Annotated in this window: 15 protein-coding genes; 4 read left to right on the top strand and 11 right to left on the bottom strand. The window is 67.9% G+C overall.

Features of this window, described 5'->3' with window-relative positions:
* Positions 1-164 precede the first annotated feature (164 nt).
* Together ABQY74_RS01195 and ABQY74_RS01190 are read right to left on the bottom strand one after the other, a co-directional pair.
* The gene (locus ABQY74_RS01195) at positions 165-707 is read right to left on the bottom strand and encodes a hypothetical protein (protein ID WP_349793010.1); all 543 of its coding nucleotides are present in this window, start codon (positions 705-707) and stop codon (positions 165-167) included.
* Positions 708-828: 121 nt separating this feature from the next.
* Complete coding sequence (locus ABQY74_RS01190) at positions 829-2,124, bottom strand: acetyl-CoA C-acetyltransferase (RefSeq protein ID WP_349793008.1); 1,296 nt, start codon at positions 2,122-2,124, stop codon at positions 829-831.
* Positions 2,125-2,212: 88 nt separating this feature from the next.
* Between ABQY74_RS01190 and ABQY74_RS01185 the strand changes: the two genes are divergently transcribed.
* On the top strand, positions 2,213-3,097 hold the full coding sequence (locus ABQY74_RS01185; RefSeq protein ID WP_349793006.1) for a hypothetical protein: 885 nt from the start codon (positions 2,213-2,215) through the stop codon (positions 3,095-3,097).
* Complete coding sequence (locus ABQY74_RS01180) at positions 3,094-3,531, top strand: VOC family protein (protein WP_102583090.1); 438 nt, start codon at positions 3,094-3,096, stop codon at positions 3,529-3,531. The genes ABQY74_RS01185 and ABQY74_RS01180 overlap by 4 nt, the downstream gene beginning before the upstream one ends.
* 247 nt (positions 3,532-3,778) lie before the next feature.
* Here the strand turns inward: ABQY74_RS01180 and ABQY74_RS01175 are convergent, their stop codons facing one another.
* The 7 genes from ABQY74_RS01175 to glnA form a co-directional block, all read right to left on the bottom strand.
* Entirely contained in the window at positions 3,779-4,426 is a 648-nt protein-coding gene (locus ABQY74_RS01175) for a superoxide dismutase family protein (RefSeq protein ID WP_039529149.1), read from the bottom strand.
* A 49-nt stretch (positions 4,427-4,475) separates the two neighbouring features.
* Positions 4,476-5,075, bottom strand: a complete 600-nt coding sequence (locus ABQY74_RS01170) for a superoxide dismutase family protein (RefSeq protein ID WP_039516513.1) — start codon at positions 5,073-5,075, stop codon at positions 4,476-4,478.
* Between the two features lie 402 nt (positions 5,076-5,477).
* Complete coding sequence (gene ntrC, locus ABQY74_RS01165; protein ID WP_016903408.1) at positions 5,478-6,908, bottom strand: nitrogen regulation protein NR(I); 1,431 nt, start codon at positions 6,906-6,908, stop codon at positions 5,478-5,480.
* Positions 6,901-7,956: a nitrogen regulation protein NR(II) gene (locus ABQY74_RS01160; RefSeq protein ID WP_016903409.1), complete on the bottom strand. Its 1,056-nt coding sequence runs from the start codon at positions 7,954-7,956 to the stop codon at positions 6,901-6,903. Before ABQY74_RS01160 ends, ntrC begins: the two co-directional genes overlap by 8 nt.
* 264 nt (positions 7,957-8,220) lie before the next feature.
* Positions 8,221-9,663 carry an ammonium transporter gene (locus tag ABQY74_RS01155; protein ID WP_039529150.1) on the bottom strand — a complete coding sequence of 481 codons (1,443 nt, stop codon included), beginning with the start codon at positions 9,661-9,663 and terminating at the stop codon, positions 8,221-8,223.
* Between the two features lie 22 nt (positions 9,664-9,685).
* Positions 9,686-10,024: a P-II family nitrogen regulator gene (locus ABQY74_RS01150; RefSeq protein ID WP_002808480.1), complete on the bottom strand. Its 339-nt coding sequence runs from the start codon at positions 10,022-10,024 to the stop codon at positions 9,686-9,688.
* Positions 10,025-10,300: 276 nt separating this feature from the next.
* Positions 10,301-11,710 carry a type I glutamate--ammonia ligase gene (gene glnA, locus ABQY74_RS01145; RefSeq protein WP_016903411.1) on the bottom strand — a complete coding sequence of 470 codons (1,410 nt, stop codon included), beginning with the start codon at positions 11,708-11,710 and terminating at the stop codon, positions 10,301-10,303.
* Positions 11,711-11,931: 221 nt separating this feature from the next.
* On the opposite strand from glnA, the gene ABQY74_RS01140 reads away from it, so the two are divergent.
* Complete coding sequence (locus ABQY74_RS01140) at positions 11,932-12,726, top strand: undecaprenyl-diphosphate phosphatase (RefSeq protein WP_016903412.1); 795 nt, start codon at positions 11,932-11,934, stop codon at positions 12,724-12,726.
* A 136-nt stretch (positions 12,727-12,862) separates the two neighbouring features.
* Entirely contained in the window at positions 12,863-13,675 is an 813-nt protein-coding gene (locus ABQY74_RS01135; protein ID WP_349793003.1) for an META domain-containing protein, read from the top strand.
* A 106-nt stretch (positions 13,676-13,781) separates the two neighbouring features.
* Here ABQY74_RS01135 and ABQY74_RS01130 read toward each other — a convergent pair whose 3' ends face one another.
* Both ABQY74_RS01130 and ABQY74_RS01125 read right to left on the bottom strand, forming a co-directional pair.
* On the bottom strand, positions 13,782-14,393 hold the full coding sequence (locus ABQY74_RS01130; protein WP_349793001.1) for a YbhB/YbcL family Raf kinase inhibitor-like protein: 612 nt from the start codon (positions 14,391-14,393) through the stop codon (positions 13,782-13,784).
* A gap of 826 nt (positions 14,394-15,219) precedes the next feature.
* A complete protein-coding gene (locus ABQY74_RS01125; RefSeq protein WP_349792999.1) occupies positions 15,220-17,292 on the bottom strand; it encodes a tetratricopeptide repeat protein in 2,073 nt (690 codons plus the stop codon).
* Between the last annotated feature and the right edge of the window lie 21 nt (positions 17,293-17,313).

The raw sequence follows: 17,313 nt of genomic DNA, 5'->3' as shown, positions 1-17,313 counted from the left end.
GCGGCGATGCGTGGATTCACCAGGAGCCCCGGCATGTCCGGGGCTTTTGTTTTTCTAGATCCGGGCAAAAGCGCCACCGGCAACATTTGCCGGCCTGTCATCACACCTGCAGGGATGGCAACGCACGCACGTTACGAAGCTATCTGCAAACGCAGCGGCGCAGATCACCAATCGCGCGATTCCCGGGGCGGCGCCGGCAATGCACACAAAAACGCGTCACAGGCACCGAGATAACGTGCCTGCTCGTGATCGACCGATTGCGCCGACAACACACGCGAACCGCGCCTGCCGATCAACAGCATCACCGCCATCACACCGGCACCGGTCAGCCAGCCGGTCGCGCCACCGATCCACAGCACCCCGACCAACAACGGCACGATCGACGCCATCGCGATGGCGACACACCGCACGCGGCGGCGCTCATGCCAAGCGCACAGGCTCAGCACGTGCGCACTGCGCTTGCGCAGCACGATGGCCAGGATCAGATACGGCAGCACCCCCATCAATAGGGCCAGATAGATCGCCGGGTGATGCCAATGGAAGATGTAGCGGCGCGGCGAGATGTCCGCCGGCGCATTGCACTTGACGCAACGCGGCGGCAGATCGGCGCCCGGCGTGCACACCAGCACATCGCCCTCGCGCCACACGGCGCAGTGCGTCGGAGGCAGATAAAGCGTAGGGGGTTCGCGTGAATCAACGTTCGACATCCATGCGTCCTTGCAGGTTGGGGATTCGGGATTGGGAATTGGGGATTCGTAAAATCAGGAGTTCGCAGCTGCTTTGCGAATCCTCAATTCCGAATGCCCAACCCCACGCTGCGCAGCAGCGTCAGCGCTCGACGATGGCCACCACGCCCATGCCGCCAGCGGTGCAGATCGAAATCAACGCACGGCCGCCGCCGCGTTCTTCCAGCTGCTTGGCAGCCGTTGCCACCACGCGTGCGCCGGTGGCGGCGAAGGGGTGGCCGGTGGCCAGCGACGAACCCAGCGGGTTGATCTTTTCCGGGTCGATACGGCCGAGCGGCGCTTCCAGCCCCAGGCGATTGCGGCAGTAATCCTCGCTTTCCCAGGCGCGCAGCGTGCACAGCACCTGCGCGGCAAAGGCCTCGTGGATTTCGTAGATGTCGAAGTCCTGCAGGGTCAGGCCCTGACGCGCCAGCATCTGCGGCACCGCGATGGTCGGCGCCATCAACAGGCCTTCGCCATGCACGAAATCCACCGCCGCCACCTGCGCATCGCGCAGATAGGCCATCGGGGTATGGCCATGCGCCAGCGCCCAGGCTTCGCTGGACAGCAGCACCGCGGCCGCGCCATCGGTGAGCGGGGTGGAATTGGCCGCGGTCAACGTGCCGCGGCCGGAGGTCTTGTCGAAGGCCGGGCGCAGCGTGGCCAGCTTTTCCAGCGAGGTGTCGGCGCGCAGGATGTTGTCCCGCGAGACGCCGCGGAACGGCGCGATCAGCGTGTCGAAGAAGCCGCGCTCATAGGCGGCGGCCAGCTTGTGGTGCGAGGACACCGCCCATTCGTCCTGCGAGTCGCGCGAGATGTTCCATTCCTTGGCCATGTCCTCGCAGTGGTCGCCCATGCTCTTGCCGGTGCGCGGCTCGGCCACGCCGGGGAATTCGGGCTTGAGCTCGCTCAGCTTGAAGCCGCGCAGCAGGGCCTTGAGCTTGTCGCCGGTGGCCTTGGCGCGGTTGGCGGCCATCAGCCGCGCGCGCAGCTTCTTGCCGTAGACGATCGGCACTTCGGAGGTGGTGTCCGAGCCGCCGCCGATGCCCGAATCGATCTGGCCCAGCGCGATCTTGTTGGCGATGGTGATCACCGAATCCAGGCTGGTGCCGCAGGCGCGCTGCAGGGTGATGCCCGGCGTCAGCGGCGACAGACCGGACGACAGCGCCGCCTCACGCGCCAGGTTCCAGTCCGAGGAGTGCTTGATCACCGCCCCCATCGCCACTTCGCCCAGTTGCTGCCCGTGCAGCCCGAAGCGCTCGACCAGCGCGCCCAGCGTGCGCACCGACATGCCCAGGTTGCCCACGTCCGCATAAGCGGTGTTCTGACGACAGAACGGGATACGAACGCCGCCCAGAATGGCGACGGGACGGGCTGCGGGCATCGGTTGACCTGGCATGGAGGACTCGGGGACATGGCCTGCACAGGGCCGGCAGGCATAATGGCCGCAGTGTAGCTTCGACCCCGTGATGGGCCAACCGCGAATCATGAGCAAGACCGAACACGGCGTGACCGCCATGGGTGTGATGGCGCTGGAATTGACGGGCGGCACCGCCCCCGAGCGCGGCGCCCTGGCGCCCGAGCAGGCCGGCATGCTGGCCGAACGCATCGGCCGCGACCTGGCGCAGTGGATCCCCGAAGTCCGCGAGCTCGAGCTCAGCGTGGCAATGGCGCACTTCGACCCGGCCGAAGTGCTGCGGCCGGGCTGGCCGCTGCACCGCCGGCTGGAAGAGCTGCATGCGCGCGCGCCCGGGCGCGATCAGGGCCCGCGTGTGCTGGCGTTCGGCGCCGATGCGCAGGGCGAGATCCCCCTGCCCTTCCAGGCCGACGCACAGCTGACCGGCGGCGGCCTGCGCGTGCTGCCGTTCCTGCTCTCCGGCGATCCGCAGATCGTGGCGACGGTGGCCGATGCGATGGAAGAAGTGCTGCTGGCCCAGGGCATGGCGCAGGCCGATACCGCATTGCTGGCGCAGGAAAGCTTCGGCGCACGCATTGAACATGCGCGGTATCTCACCGCGAACGATCTGGCCGCGATGATTTCGATGCAGTACGACAACCAGGGCCTGGCCCCGTTGTGGCCGCTGATCGAAGCCGCCCTGCTGGCGCCGCACAGCGAAGAGTGGCTGGAACAGCCGCCCGAGCCGGTGCTGCGCTATGTCGACGGCGAAGTGCGCATCGCGCTGTTCGACCCGGCCGGCTGGTGCGATTACTACGCGCACGACCGCGAGAATTGCGAGCGCCTGCGCGGCGTCTACGAACAATTCCTCTCGCGTCAGCGACAGATGGCCGCAGTGCTGGAAGCGCATGGCCTGCCGGTACTGTACGTGCATGTGGAACCGGGCCAGGATCCGCGCCAGGCATTGGCCGCGTGAGCCAGACGCCGGCGTCCGTGGCGCCGGCGTTGCAGGGCGTACTGGAAACCGGCGTGTATGTGGCAGATCTGGAGCGCGCCTGCGCGTTCTATGCCCGCGTGCTGGGATTGGCAGCCATGTATCGCGACGCGCGCATGGCCGCGTACGCAATCGCACCCGGGCAGGTGTTGCTGTTGTTTCTGCAGGGCAGCACCGCCGCCACGGTCACGCTGCCGGGCGGCACGATTCCGCCGCACGATGGCAGCGGGCGCGCGCATTACGCATTCGCCATCGCCACCGATGCGCTGGCTGGATGGGAGGCACATCTGCAGGCCTGCGACGTGCCCATCGAGGGCCGCACGCAGTGGCCAGGCGGCGGGCACAGCCTCTACTTCCGCGATCCGGATGCGCATCTGCTGGAGCTGGCGACGCCGGGGCTGTGGCTGAATTATTGAGTCGTTGATGACGCGGGTCTTGCGCAAGCGAACGACGTGGTCGCCTGTGCGGTGCGCTCGGTGTGAGGTGTATCGACAGTTCAATGCGTACCGAAAGGAAGCATGTAGCACGCGACATGCGTTATGCCGGATGCTCTGCGCGCCTGCACCACGCATGACCGGATCGCTCCCCCACCGCAGCCCAGAAACAACAACGCCGCGGTGATCGATCACCGCGGCGTTTTGCCTGACTGCTGGCCTGTCTTGCTTACTTGGCTGCAGCTGGGGCGTTGTCGGTGGTGATCACACCGCAGGCCAGACGGCCGCCGGCGTTGCCGGTGGGCTGGGTTTTGTAGTCGTCCGCATCGGCATGCACGATCACCGCGTGGCCGGCGATATCGAACTGGTCGGCCTTGCCCAGATTGACGTTGCTCGACACCGGGCCATCGATGCTGGCATTGCCCTGCGCATCGGCCTTGATGTTGGGCATGTCGCCGCCGTGGTGCGGGTCTGCACTGACGGCGCCGTGATCGGATTGCGCCGGGTTGAAGTGACCGCCGGCGCTGCTGCCGTCCGGTGCGCTGCAATCGCCCTTTTCGTGGATATGGAAGCCGTGTTCGCTGTTGGGCTTGAGGCCACTGAGCTGGCCGGTGACGCGCAGCGCGCCGTCGACGATCTTGAAGCTCACCGTGCCTTTGACGTCGCTGCCCTTGGTCGGCTTGAGCTCGGCAGTGGCGGTGGTGGTGGCCGCCGCTTCGGTGACCATGGACGCGGCGTGCTCACCGCCATGCGCCGCTTCGGCCGCTGCGCCGGCCTGCGGTGCGGGTGCAGGGTCGGCCGGCGCGGGTTCGTCGCGTTTGCACGCGGTCAGCACCAGCGCGGTGGCCAGGAACAACGTCGTTGGAAGAATGCGCATGAGAAAACTCCTGTAGAAAGGCCGCAGCTGCAGCCAGGGGTGCCCCGACTCAGGGCTGCGAAGGGGGTGTGCGCCACTGGGTGACGCGGATGACGCCGCAGGCCAGGCGCGCGCCGGCATTGCCGCTGGGTTGGCTGCGATAGTCGTCGGCATCGGCATGCACGACCAGCGACTTGCCGACCACGTCGGTGGGCGCGGCATCGCCCAGGGTGATGCCGGCAACGATCATGTCCAGATGCGCGACACCTTCGGCATCGGCACGCAGGTTGTCCATGTCGCCGGCGTGGTGGGGAGTGTTGCCGGCACGTCCGTGCGCCGCACCGGTCGGATTGAAATGCGCACCGGCACTGCTGGCGTCGGCGGCGCTGCAATCGCCGCGTTCGTGCACATGGAAACCGGCCACGCCGCCCGGACGCAGACCACCGACCGTGCCGGTGATGCGAATGCCTTGCAGCGCAGGGACCAGCACCACCCGACCACTGACCAGGCTGCCCGACGCCGATGCCAGCGCCGCTTCGGCCTGCTGGACCGGACGCACGGGCACCACGCGCGCCGCCGGGGGCGGTGGTGGCGGAGGCGGTGGCGTGCTGCTGCAGGCGGCAAGCGCCAGCGCGGTGAGGGCGACGATCGTGGACGACCGGTAACGCATCGAGCTGTTCTCCTGATCAGGCTGAAAACCTATGCGGGCGCATGTTCACATGTCATGAAATGCGCCGCTGGCAGCACAGGAGTTTACGGGGTTGGTGTGGATGCTCGGGTTGTTGGAGGTGCGGGTCGATAGGACGCGGGTTGTTGGGATGGTGTGCGAGACGCCGAGTACACGTGTCGTGAGTTGCTTGGACGATGGCGTCGGCACGTTAGAACTGCGATGGCGTCATCGAGAGCAAGGATTCGGCGGCGTGCCACTCAGCAACGCTTGCCGCGGGCAGTGTCGGGCAGCCTCAGCTCGATCGAGGCACCGTTGCAATAGATGCGCGTGCAATAGCGCTTCCATCACCACAGGGACCCTCACCCCAACCCCTCTCCCATGAGAGAGGGGATTAGACTCAGATCACCGGCGTTTGCGGCCCGGACCGAGCTTGCGGGTGACGGTGTTGCGGCCCAGACCCAATCGGGCGGCGGCTTCGGCACGGCGGCCCTGGGTGAGTTGCAGGGCGGCTTCGAGCAGGGTCTTGTCCAGGCGTTCGCGGGCTTCGGCGTGCAGACCCTGGGCGCCTTCGCTCAGGCGTTGCGCGGCCCAGCTGGAGAGCATCTCGTCCCATTGCCCATCGCCACGGCCGGCACGCTGGCGGCGGCCGCCGCGCGCCAGTGCCGATTCCACGTCGACCACGTCGATGATGTCGGCAGTGGCCAGGGCCGCCAGGCGCCAGCAGACGTTTTCCAGCTCGCGCACGTTGCCGGGCCAATCGTATTGGCGGAGTTGTTCCAGCGCGGCCGAGGACAGCCGCTTGGGCAGCATGTCGAGCTTGCGCCCGGCCATGGCCAGGAAATTCTCGGCCAGCTGCGCGATATCGCCGCGGCGCTCGCGCAGCGGCGGCAATTGCAGGCGCACCACGTCCAGGCGATGCAACAGGTCGGCACGGAAGCGGCCCTGTTCGACCAGCGCCTCCAGGTCCTGGTGGGTGGCGGCGATCACGCGCACATCGACGCGGATCAACTCGCGCCCACCGACACGGAAGAATTCGTTCTCGGCCAGCACACGCAGCAGGCGGGTCTGCAGCGGCAGCGGCATGTCGCCGATTTCGTCCAGGAACAGCGTGCCGCCGTCGGCCTGTTCGAAGCGGCCGATATGGCGTTTGGTGGCGCCGGTGAAGGCACCGGTTTCGTGGCCGAACAACTCGCTTTCCAGCAGTTCCGCGGGGATGGCGGCGGTGTTGAGCGCGACGAAGGGTTTGCGCGCGCGCGGCGATTCGTTATGCAGCGCGCGCGCCACCAGTTCCTTGCCGGTACCGGTCTCGCCATTGATCAGCACCGACAGCGGTGCCTGCGCCAGCCGGCCGATCGCGCGGAACAGCGCCTGCATCGCCGGGGTGTCGCCGATCAGCGAGGCCGAGCCTTCTGCCAACGGTGTTCCGATGATCTCCTCGACACCGGCATCGGCATCGGGCAGCGCGCGTGCGGCCAAGGCCACCGCATCGTCCAGATCGAAGGGCTTGGACAGGAACTCGTGCGCGCCGCCGCGGAAGGCGCCGGCGGTACTGGCCACATCGGTGTAGGCCGACATCACGATCACCGGCAGTTGCGGGTGCCTGGACTTGAGCTTGTCGAGCAGGCTCAGGCCGTCTTCGCCGGGCATGCGCACGTCGGTGAACAGCAGATCCGGGGTGGGCCGCATGGCCAGTGCCTGCAGTGCGGCGGCGGCACTCTCGAAGCCATCCACGGCGTAGCCGGCATCGCGCAAGGCGGTGGACAGCACGAAGCGGACCGAACGGTCGTCGTCGACCACCCAGATGTGGTGGGATGCGGCGGCGGCCTCAGCCATGCAGATGCTCCTTGTCGTGATCGCCGGCCAGCTCGGGCAACAGCAGGGTGAAAACGGTATGTCCCGGCCGCGAGCGGTAGGTCAGCGTGCCGTGGTGCTCGCGCGAGACCTGCTGGGCCAGCGCCAGACCCAGGCCGCTGCCCTCGGCGCGGCCGCTGACCAGCGGCAGGAACAGGTGCTCGGCCAGTTCCTCCGGCACGCCGCCGCCGTCGTCGATGATCTCCAGCCGCAGCGACATCGCATGCACGCGGTCGCGGATGCGCTGGCCGTGCTCGACGCGGGTGCGCAGGGTCACCCGTGTGGCGCCGGCCTGGAACGCATTGCGCACCAGATTCCACACCGCCTGGGTCAGGCGGTCGCCATCGCCGAGGATGTCGGGAATGCTGGGGTCGTAATCGCGCTGCACCTGCACCGACCAGCCGCCCTCGGCCTCGGCCAGGCGCAGCACGCGCTCGAGCACGACGTGGATGTTGAGGCGGTCGTGCGGGCGCGCCGGCGTGGGCGAGAGCAGGCGTTCGAGCAAGGTATTGAGGCGTTCGATCTCGGTGCCGATCAGCTCGATCAGCTCGCGCTCGTCCTCGTCGCGCCCGGCCGAGCGCCGCGCCAGCAACTGCGCCGCGCCCTTGAGCCCGGCCAGCGGATTGCGCAGCTCGTGCGCCAGCCCCTTGAGCGCGGCGCTCAAGGCGTTGGGCAGCGCATGGGTGGGGTCCAGTGCGGGGAATTCGTCGACCGGATGGGTTTCCAGCAGCCAGCCGCCGTCGTCCAGCCGCGACAGCCAGCCTTCGGCAAAGCGCGGCGCGTCATTGGGCAGGCCCAATGCCAGCCGATGCAGGCGCAGCACGTCGCGCTCGTCGTTGAGCAGGAAGCGGGCCAGCGCATCGCCCTGCACTTCCAGCGCCGCCAGCGGTTGATCGACCAGACGCCGCGCACTGACCCCGAGCCAGCGCGCGAAGGCCGGATTGACGCCCAGCACGCGACCCTCGCGGTCGGCCCAGGCCACCGGTGTGCCCAGGCTGTCCAGCGACGGGAGGATGGACGACATCAGCATTGCACCAATTTAGTGCAAGCACGATCGGCCTGCGCATATAGCGCGCAGAACGAAGCGTGCAAGCAAGGAATCGGGGCCGGATGGCAGCAGGTCGCACCGATCCAGCGGACATCCGCGCCGACAGTCACAGGCGTGGGGCTGGTCATGCAGGCACCTCGGCAGTTGGTCCGCGCCCGATGGGGCAACGGGGAAAACGGACCCGGCACGGCTGTCCCGGCCGGGTCGTTGCGCCACCCGCGGCAGCGTGGCCGCGGGTGTGCATGCTCAGGACTCGTATGCCGCTTCGCCGTGCGAGGTGATATCCAGGCCCTCGCGTTCGGCTTCTTCGGTGACGCGCAGGCCGAACACCAGCTTGGCGACCAGGAAGCCCACCACCGACACCACGCCGATCCACACCAGGGTGATGCCCACGCCCAGTGCCTGGATGCCGACCTGATGCACGATGTCGTAATCGCCGCCCTTCTGGCCGCCCAGCGAGGCCGCCGAGAACACGCCGGTCAGGATGGCGCCGATGATGCCGCCCAGGCCATGCACGCCGAACACGTCCAGGCTGTCGTCGGCGCCCAGCAGGCGCTTCAGGCCGGTGACGCCCCACACGCACAGCACGCCGGCGGCCAGGCCGATGACGATCGCACCGAACGGACCCACCGTGCCGCAGGCCGGGGTGATGCCGACCAGGCCGGCGACCATGCCCGAAGCCACGCCCAGCGCAGACGACTTGCCCTTGATGATCTTCTCGGTCAGCGACCAGCCCAGGATGGCAGCGGCAGTGGCCAGCAAGGTGTTGAGGAAGGCCAGCGCCGCACCGGCATTGGCTTCCAGGTTGGAGCCGGCGTTGAAGCCGAACCAGCCCACCCACAGCAGCGAGGCACCGACGAAGGTCAGGGTCACGTTGTGCGGCTTGATCGCCTCGCGGCCCAGGCCGGCGCGCTTGCCGACAAAGTAGGCGCCGACCAGGCCGGCGATACCGGCGTTGATGTGCACCACGGTGCCGCCGGCAAAATCCAGCGCACCCAGGCCGAACAGGTATCCGCCGGTGGCCCAGACCATGTGCGCCAGCGGCAGGTAGCCGAAGGTGAACCAGATCACCGAGAACAGCAGCACCGCGGCGAACTTGGCGCGTTCGGCAAAGGCGCCGACGATCAGCGCACCGGTGATGCCGGCAAAGGTCGCCTGGAACGCCACGAACACGTATTCCGGCAGGCTCACGCCCTTGGTGAAGGTGGCCGCCAGCGTCTCGATGGTCACGCCCTTGAGCAGCGCCTTGTCCAGATTGCCGATCCACGGGCCTTCGCCGGAAAACGCCAGGCTGTAGCCGTACACCACCCACAGGATGGTCAGCAGCGAGAACACCACCGCGACCTGGATCAGCACCGACAACACGTTCTTGGCACGCACCATGCCGCCGTAGAACAACGCCAGGCCCGGCACCACCATCAGCAGCACCAGCAGCGTGGAGGTCAGCATCCAGGCGACATCGCCCTTCTCCACCACCGGCGCGGCCTCGGCGGCGGCCACCGGTGCGGCGGGCGGCTGCGCCGACGGCAGCGGTTCGGTGGTGACCGGTTCGGTCGGCAGCGGGGTGACCTGCGGAGTGGACTGCGCGTGCGCGCTGCCCATGCCGCCCACCACCAGCGCGCTGAACAGCATCAGCATGCAGACACTGTAGAACCGGGCTTTCCACCCGGCAAAAAGGACTGTCTTCATAAGAACTCCGGGGGTGGGGGACTCAGAGCGCATCGGCGCCGATCTCGCCGGTGCGGATGCGCACGACTTGCTCGATCGCGGTCACGAAGATCTTGCCGTCGCCGATCTTGCCGGTGCCGGCGGCGTTCTGGATGGCCTCGACCACTGCGTCCAGCCGGTCGTCGGTCACCACCGTCTCGATCTTGATCTTGGGCAGGAAATCAACGACGTACTCGGCGCCGCGGTACAGCTCGGTGTGGCCTTTCTGGCGTCCGAAACCCTTGACCTCGGTCACGGTGATGCCCGACACGCCTGCTGCGGACAGGGCCTCGCGGACCTCGTCGAGCTTGAACGGCCGGATGATGGCGGTGATCAATTTCATGCGCATACCCCGAATGGTGGAAAAGACCGGCCGGCATTGCGCCGCCCGGCGGTGTCATTCACCTGGATGCCAACCCCGGCATCCGCGCGTTCGCGATTACGCAGACCTCGGCCGATGCAGATGCATCCGCCCCGTGGGAGAGGTCAGGCCCGCGCGTCGCGAACTGTGTGCTCTCTCAATACCCCTTCACTCCCCGGCCGGTGCCGTGGAGCGATCAAACATGTGCGGCGATGGCGGAGGTGGGAGGGGGGGCCTCCGCCATCACCGCGGTGGAACTCAGTTGCCGTAGTACAGCTGGTACTCCAACGGGTGGGTCGCAGCACGGAACTTGGTGACTTCCTGCATCTTCAGCGCGATGTAACCGTCGATGAAGTCGTCGCTCATTACGCCGCCGGCCTTGAGGAACTCGCGGTCCTTGTCCAGCGCTTCCAGCGCCTGATCCAGGCTGGAGCAGACCTGCGGGATCAGCTTCTCTTCTTCCGGCGGCAGGTCGTACAGGTCCTTGTCGCTCGGCGCGCCCGGGTCGATCTGGTTCTTGATGCCGTCCAGGCCGGCCATCATCAGCGCGGTGAAGGTCAGGTAGCCGGACTGCAACGGATCGGGGAAGCGCATTTCGATACGGCGCGCCTTCGGGTTGGTGACCCACGGAATGCGGCACGAGGCCGAGCGGTTGCGGGCCGAATAAGCCAGCATCACCGGCGCCTCGAAGCCCGGGACCAGGCGCTTGTAGCTGTTGGTGCCGGAGTTGGAGAAGGCGTTGATCGCACGTGCGTGCTTGAAGATGCCGCCGATGTACCACAGCGCCATCTGCGACAGGCCGCCGTAGCCGTCGCCGGAGAACAGGTTGACGCCGCCCTTGGTCAGCGACTGGTGCACGTGCATGCCCGAGCCGTTGTCGCCCACGATGGGCTTGGGCATGAAGGTCGCGGTCTTGCCGTTGCGGTAGGCGACGTTCTTGATGATGTACTTCATCGTCAGCAGTTCGTCGGCCTTCTGCACCAGCGAGCTGAACTTGGTGCCGATCTCGCACTGGCCGGCGGTGGCCACTTCGTGGTGGTGCACCTCGGTCTCGATGCCGACCTGTTCCAGCGTCTTGATCATTTCCGCGCGCAGGTCGTGCAGCGTGTCGGTCGGCGGGACCGGGAAGTAGCCGCCCTTCACGCCCGGACGGTAGCCGCTGTTGCCGCCGTCGTACTTGGCGCCGGTGTTCCAGGCAGCCTCTTCCGAGCCGACCTGGAAGAAGGTGTGGCCCATGTCGTTGGCAAAGCGCACCGAATCGAAGATGAAGAATTCCGGCTCCGGGCCGAAGAACGCCTGGTCGGCGGTGCCGGAGGACTTCAGGTAGGCCTCGGCACGCTTGGCGATGCCGCGCGGGTCGCGCTCATAGCTCTGCATGGTGGCCGGATCGAGGATGTCGCAGGTCAGCACGATCGTCGGATCGGCGAAGAACGGATCCAGATACGCAGTGCCGGCGTCCGGGAGCAGAACCATGTCCGACTCGTTGATGCCCTTCCAACCCGCGATCGAGCTGCCGTCGAACATCTTGCCTTCTTCGAACAGCGCCGGCTCGATGATGTTGGCCGGGAAGGTGATGTGCTGCTGTACACCACGCATATCGACGAAGCGCAGGTCGACAAACTCGACCTTGTTGTCCTTGATCAGCTTTTCAACATTTTCCACGGACATCGGAAGAAACCTCTACAGGAGTTAAGTGGCTCGTGAGCGGAACTACAGCAGGGACCATGCCAAGCGCCGGATCTTCACAAGTCGTTGATTTTGCTTGCATCGCTTGAGGCCGCTCACGTCTAGCTAGCACCTTTTAGGTGCTAATCAATCGCATGTTGCACCGATATGGTGCATGCCGCAATGCACTATCCTGACGCTTCCCCCATCCCCTCTCCAGTCCGATGTCCGATCTGATTTCCGCCCTGCTGTTGGGCATTCTCGAAGGCCTCACCGAATTCCTGCCGATCTCCAGCACCGGCCACCTGCTGATCGCCGAACAATGGCTCGGACGCCGTTCTGACTTCTTCAACATCGTCATCCAGGCCGGCGCGATCCTGGCGATCTGCCTGGCGTTGCGGCAGAAGCTGTGGACCCTGGCCACCGGCCTGGGCCAGCGCGACAACCGCGACTACGTGCTCAAGATCGGCGTGGCCTTCCTGGTTACCGCAGTGGTCGGGCTGATCGTGCGCAAGGCCGGCTGGCAGCTGCCGGAAACCGTGCAGCCGGTGGCCTGGGCGTTGCTGATCGGCGGGCTGTGGATGCTGGTGGCCGAGCACTTTGCCGGCAAACTGCCCGAGCGCGATGTGGTGACCTGGAAGGTGGCCATCGCGGTCGGTCTGGCGCAGGTCGTCGCCGGCGTGTTCCCCGGCACCTCGCGCTCGGCCTCGGCGATCTTCCTGGCCATGCTGCTGGGCCTGAGCAAGCGCTCGGCGGCGGCCGATTTCGTGTTCATGGTGGGCATCCCGACCATGTTCGCGGCCAGCGGGTATGCCCTGCTGGAGATGTACAAGGAAGGTGGCTTCGGCAGCGAGAACTGGGCCGATGTGGCGGTCGCCTTCGTGGCGGCGACCATCACCGGCTTTGTGGTGGTGAAGTGGCTGCTGGGCTACATCAAGAAGCACCGCTTCACCGTATTTGCGGTCTACCGCATCGTGCTGGGCGCGGCCCTGCTGCTGTGGCTGCCGGCGCTGGCCTGAGACGGCCACGCCGTCGCGTGTCGTGCCGGCTGAGCCGGCGCGGCATGCGAGGCACATGGCCGGGCAGTGACTTGCGTCATTGCCCCGGCCGCGCGGTGGCGGTATCACTGACATATCGATCACCGGGAGCCGCCGCATGCGTGCCGTGTTGTTTGCCCCTGCACTGCTGGCAGCGGGCGTGACGGCCTGCGGGTCGAGCACGCCGCCGCAGGCACCCGGATCCAGCGCCGACGCTGCTGCCGCCGAGCCGGCCGCGACCAGCTCGATCGCAGCCGACAACGCGCCACTGCAGGCCGCGTTGCGGGCGCAACACTGGCAGCTGCAGCAGGCCAGCGATGCGCACGGCACCGCCTTGGGTAGCCTGTTCGTCGCTGGCACACCGCCCTTGCAGCTGGATTTCAGCGATCACCGCATCCAGGTCAGCCAGACCTGCAACGCATTGGGCGCCGATTACAGCGTGGCGCAGGCGCATTTGCAGATCGGCCGGGTGGTGTCGAGCAAACGCCTGTGCGCGCAACCGCGGCGGATGGCCCAGGAGCGCGCTGCCAGCGAGTTGCTGTCCGGCCGCTTCGCGGTGGCGCTGAACACCGCGCAGACCTCGCCACAGCTGACCCTGACCCGCAGCGACGGCACCCGGCTGGTGTTCGGCGGTGTCGCCACGGCCGACACCCGCTACGGTGGACCCGGCCAGACGCTGCTGATCGAAGTGGCGGCCGACACCGTGGCATGCGGGTCCGACCCGGCGCGCCAATGCCTGCAACTGCGCGAACAGGATGCGGCAGGGCAGCCTGTCACCCAGACCTGGCAAGTCTTCGAGGGCAAGATCGAAGGCTTCGAGCACGAAGCCGGCATCCGCACCCTGCTGCGCGTCACCCGCTACCCGGCCGCCGCAGGCACGGACGGCGCGCCGGTGTACGTGCTTGAGCAGATGATCGAAGCCAACGGTTGACCAGTGTGGCGGCGATCGTGCGATTGACGCCGCACGCACCAGGTCACCATGGGCCGCAACCGGCCCCGCGCCGACCTGACCGGTGGCGCAGGACCGTTCGTTACCGTCAGCGCAGCGCCGGATTCAACGTGTAGGTGCCGTGCAACGCCGCCTCGGCCAGCACGTGGCCCTGCATCGCCGACAGCACATCGGCCGCAGTGAAGGTCTCGGGCAGGCTGAGCTGCGCCACGTCCAGCGCAAACACGCGGAAGAAATAGCGGTGCACACGCAGGTCGTTGAACGGCGGGTACGGGCCGTCGTAGCCCAGATAATTGCCGGCCATGTCGGCATTGCCGGCAAACCATTCGGTATACGAGTTCAGGCCCTGGCACGCACCGGCCGGGCCGGCCGGCTGCTGCTTGCCCTTGGGCACGAAACCGTCGCTGCAGCTGCCTGCGGCGATCTCATGCACGTCGGCGCGGATATCGGCCATGGCCCAATGCACAAAATCGGTGCGTGGCTGATCGACCGGAATCTGCACGTCGTCGCGGCCCACGGTTTCCGGGACGGTCGGCACATCCGGGTCCAGGCACAGCAGCGCGAACGAGCGCGTGCCGCCCGGCACCTCGCTCCAGGCCAGATGCGGGTTACGGTTGGGCGCAAAGCCCTCGGGCGTTCCGGCGGCAAATTCCACCGCGATGGGCTTGCCGTTTTCGATGCTGTTGCTGGTCAGGCGCATGCAGGAGTCTCCGAGGCAATGAGGCCGACCAGGGTGCCTGGGTCCGCGCCGCAGAGGAAGCCATCGCCATGGAACCCTCTGGTGCGCCCGGCCGGGTTTATCGCGGCCGGTTCAGCACGCCAGCGAACGCCCGCGGCCGCGTGATCGTGCGTCTGCAGCGTGGACGCTGCGATGTGCGCGTGCCACGTCCCGCGCCGTCCGCGTGCGCTTGGTAGGGAGCGCCATATTCAGTCAGTGCTTGGCGCTGGCCAATCTGCATTGATCCGTAGGAGCGGACCTGGCCGCGACGGGGCGGTATCGGTAGCGACGCATCGTCGGTAACGCTTCATCGCGGCCGGGTCCGCTCCTACCGGGCAGTACGAGCTGCGCCGCCGGTGGCTGCCGCGCCGGCCGGGCTACCAGGCAATGAGCGCCACATTCGGTTGCTGACCAATCTGCATCGACCCGTAGGAGCGGCCCTGGCCACGACGGTGCCGACCGGTGACGCTGCATCGTCGGTGGCCGCGTTCATCGGTAACGCCTCTTCGCGGCCGGGGCCGCTCCTACCGGGCAGCCGCCGAAGGCATGCCGCGCCGGGCACAGGCCGCGCCTGCCGGGCAGTGAGCGCCACATTCGGTTGCTGACCAATCTGCACCCACCGTAGGAGCGGACCTGGCCGCGACGGGACATACCGGTAACGCTGCATCGTCGGTAGCCGTTCATCGGTGACGCCTCTTCGCGGCCGGGGCCGCTCCTACGGGGTGGTGCGAGCTGCGCCGCTGAAGGCATGCCGCACCGGGCGTCGGCCGCGCCCACCGACAGTGAGCGCAGCCGTGCTGAGCGGCGCTCAGTCCTGCGGGTAGCCGAAGCGCATCGCGATCAGCGTGAGCAGATCGAATTGCGCGCCCAGTACGTTGCGGTAGTTGCGCCAGCGACCCGTGGCCAGGCGGGCCGGGCCGCGCGGTTCGACCAGCGGAAAGCGCAGGCCGAACGCCTGTTCCAGCGCGGTGGAGATGCCTTGCGGGTCGCTCTCGATGCCGTCCAGGCGGATGATCCGGTGCGGATACAGATCGCGCTCGTGCAGCACGGCGAGCTGTTCCAGCGCGGTCAGCAGCCAGTCGGCGGCCTGCTGCGGCGATTGCACGGCCAGCGGTGCCGGCGCGCCGGCCGACAGCCAGTCCAGCAGCATGTCGCGCGGGTCGCGCAGCGCGATCGCCAGCCGGCCTTCGGGCAGGTGCGGGCGCAGCGCGGTCAGCAGGGTGTTGTCCCACCACAGCAGCCAGTCGATGACGTTGCCGTCGTCGATACCGCGCCGCGGCAGTTGCGCCTTCCAGCCTTCCACCAGCGCCATCGGCGCCAGCTCGCCGGACGCCAGCTGCTCGACAGTGCGGTAGCTCTGCAGCGCATCGGACGGCGGCGTGCTGCCATAACGGTCGTCGCGCACCAGCGGGGTGGCCGCGCCCATCACCGCGACCAGGCGTTCGACATGCGAGCCCGGCGTGCCCCATACGAACAGCGGCCGTGCCGTCACGCTCTCGGGAATGGTCCCCAGCTCCGGCCACTGCATCGGCTGCTTGGCGGCCAGCGGCGGCAACGGCAGACGGTGCTGGGCCTGTTCGCGCTGGAACTGCATCCAGGTCGCCACGGCCGCCTCGGGCTGGCCGGCGCGGTCCTGCACATTGCCCAGCCACGGCCGCAGCACGGTCTGCTGGGGCTCGGGCAGCGAGTCGATCAGCGATTGCACGCAGGCGATCGCCGCCGGCGGGTCGCGCTCCAGCAGCGCCTCGACGATGCGCTGCTCGCCGCTGATGCGGCCCGGCTCCACCGCCACGATCTGGCGCGCCACCATCTCCGCCTGTTCGGCATGGCCCTGCATGTCGTGCACGCGCATCAGCGCTTCCAGTGCCGGCAGATGCTCGGGCATGGCCAGCAGCCAGCGCTCGATTACCGCCTGCGCCTGCGGCCCGCCGACCGGCTCCACCGCCAGCCGCGCCAGCCACAGGTCGTGCGCATTGGCCGAGGTGGCCAGCGCCGCGTCCAGGGTGTCGCGCGCATCGTCCACCGCGCCCAGCCGCTCCCAGGCGGTCAGCAAGGCATGCAGGGTGCGGCGGTCGGCCGGCCAATGCGCCAGCGCCAGGCGCAGGTGCGCAGCGGCCTGGTCGGGGCGGCCGGCCTGCAATTCCATCTCGCCGGCGAGCCGGCGCATGGCCGGGAGATCGCCGCCGGGCTGGGCGAACACGCCCTGCATCGCGGCCAGTGCATCGTCCAGGCGGCCCTGGCGCTGGGCCAGCTGGGCGATGAAGGCACGCAGCGCGGTGCCGGGCGGATTGAGCTCGACCACGCGCTCGAAGGCGCGCTCGGCAAACGCAAAATGCTCCTTCTGCAGATACGCAAAGCCCAGCGCGAACATCACCCGCGGGTCGTCGGGCAGTTGCTCGGCGGCGCGGGTCAGCAGCGACAGCGCGCGCTCGCCCTGGCCGCGGCGCAGTTCCACCACGCCATCGACAGCCAGCAGCTGCGGGTGCTCGGGCGCCAGACGCGCGGCAGTGCGGCTCAGCCGCTGCGCCTCATCCAGATCGCCGCGCGCCACCGCCAGATGCGCCTGCATCACGTAAGCGTTGAACTGGTTGGGGTCGAGCGCGGTGGTGCGCGACAACGCGTCGTCCGCTGCCGACAGCTCGCGCATCGCCAGCAGCAGGCCGGCGCGCAGCAGATGCAGATCGGCATCTTCCGGCGTCAGCGTCAGCGCGGTTTCGATGCTGTCCAGCGCCAGCGCCGGTTGACCCTGCTGCTGCAGGGCCAGGCCCAGCCAGCGATGCGTGGCGGCGTTTTCGGGCGCGCTGAGGACCCACTCGCGGGCCAGCGCCACCGCATCGTCGGCCGCGTTGCGGCGCAGGGCTTGGAGAATGGCGTCTTGCATGGCGGAGGGCGTGTCCAGGAC

This window comes from Xanthomonas sp. WHRI 7064 (genome assembly GCF_040202355.2).
Taxonomy (GTDB): Bacteria; Pseudomonadota; Gammaproteobacteria; order Xanthomonadales; family Xanthomonadaceae; genus Xanthomonas; species Xanthomonas arboricola.
This window is presented reverse-complemented; position numbering and strand designations above follow the sequence as displayed.

Excerpts from the sequence above, each read along its gene's own strand:
- ABQY74_RS01195 (WP_349793010.1), bottom strand. The coding sequence starts at position 707 with ATGTCGAACGTTGATTCACGCGAACCCCCTACGCTTTATCTGCCTCCG.
- ABQY74_RS01190 (WP_349793008.1), bottom strand. The coding sequence starts at position 2,124 with ATGCCAGGTCAACCGATGCCCGCAGCCCGTCCCGTCGCCATTCTGGGC.
- ABQY74_RS01185 (WP_349793006.1), top strand. The coding sequence starts at position 2,213 with ATGAGCAAGACCGAACACGGCGTGACCGCCATGGGTGTGATGGCGCTG.
- ABQY74_RS01175 (WP_039529149.1), bottom strand. The coding sequence starts at position 4,426 with ATGCGCATTCTTCCAACGACGTTGTTCCTGGCCACCGCGCTGGTGCTG.
- ABQY74_RS01170 (WP_039516513.1), bottom strand. The coding sequence starts at position 5,075 with ATGCGTTACCGGTCGTCCACGATCGTCGCCCTCACCGCGCTGGCGCTT.
- ntrC (WP_016903408.1), bottom strand. The coding sequence starts at position 6,908 with ATGGCTGAGGCCGCCGCCGCATCCCACCACATCTGGGTGGTCGACGAC.
- ABQY74_RS01160 (WP_016903409.1), bottom strand. The coding sequence starts at position 7,956 with ATGCTGATGTCGTCCATCCTCCCGTCGCTGGACAGCCTGGGCACACCG.
- ABQY74_RS01155 (WP_039529150.1), bottom strand. The coding sequence starts at position 9,663 with ATGAAGACAGTCCTTTTTGCCGGGTGGAAAGCCCGGTTCTACAGTGTC.
- ABQY74_RS01150 (WP_002808480.1), bottom strand. The coding sequence starts at position 10,024 with ATGAAATTGATCACCGCCATCATCCGGCCGTTCAAGCTCGACGAGGTC.
- glnA (WP_016903411.1), bottom strand. The coding sequence starts at position 11,710 with ATGTCCGTGGAAAATGTTGAAAAGCTGATCAAGGACAACAAGGTCGAG.
- ABQY74_RS01140 (WP_016903412.1), top strand. The coding sequence starts at position 11,932 with ATGTCCGATCTGATTTCCGCCCTGCTGTTGGGCATTCTCGAAGGCCTC.
- ABQY74_RS01135 (WP_349793003.1), top strand. The coding sequence starts at position 12,863 with ATGCGTGCCGTGTTGTTTGCCCCTGCACTGCTGGCAGCGGGCGTGACG.
- ABQY74_RS01130 (WP_349793001.1), bottom strand. The coding sequence starts at position 14,393 with ATGCGCCTGACCAGCAACAGCATCGAAAACGGCAAGCCCATCGCGGTG.
- ABQY74_RS01125 (WP_349792999.1), bottom strand. The coding sequence starts at position 17,292 with ATGCAAGACGCCATTCTCCAAGCCCTGCGCCGCAACGCGGCCGACGAT.